The 541-nt window shown below is 62.7% G+C and carries 1 protein-coding gene; it reads left to right on the top strand.

The genetic code is table 11. The features are described from left to right. On the top strand, positions 1-541 hold a 541-nt coding region (locus tag FJV41_RS55355), incomplete at both ends, for an MFS transporter (protein ID WP_141649581.1).

Here is a 541-nt window from a genome sequence, read left to right as displayed (position 1 = left end):
GCTCTACTGTGTGCAGCCGATCCTGCCGGTGCTGTCGAACGAGTTGGGCGTGTCGCCGGCCAGCAGCAGTATTTCGCTTTCAATTTCCACGGCGATGTTGGCGGTGGGCCTGCTGTTTACCGGCCCGCTGTCGGACGCAATAGGCCGCAAGCCGGTGATGGTCACCGCCCTGCTGCTGGCCGCCTGCTGTTCACTGTTGTCGACTATGATGACCAGCTGGCACGGCATCCTGATTATGCGCGCGCTCATCGGCCTGTCGCTGAGCGGCGTAGCGGCGGTCGGCATGACCTATCTGAGCGAGGAGATCCACCCCAGTTTCGTCGCCTTTTCGATGGGACTCTATATCAGCGGCAACTCCATCGGCGGCATGAGCGGCCGCTTGCTGACCGGGGTCTTTACCGATTTCTTCGGCTGGCGCGTGGCACTGGCGGCGATCAGCGGCTTTGCGCTGGCCGCGGCGATTATGTTCTGGCGTATCCTGCCCGAGTCGCGCCATTTCCGCCCGCCCTCGCTGCGACCGAAAACGCTGCTGATTAACTTC

Source organism: Myxococcus llanfairpwllgwyngyllgogerychwyrndrobwllllantysiliogogogochensis (genome assembly GCF_006636215.1).
Lineage (GTDB): Bacteria > Myxococcota > Myxococcia > Myxococcales > Myxococcaceae > Myxococcus > Myxococcus llanfairpwllgwyngyllgogerychwyrndrobwllllantysiliogogogochensis.
This window is presented reverse-complemented; position numbering and strand designations above follow the sequence as displayed.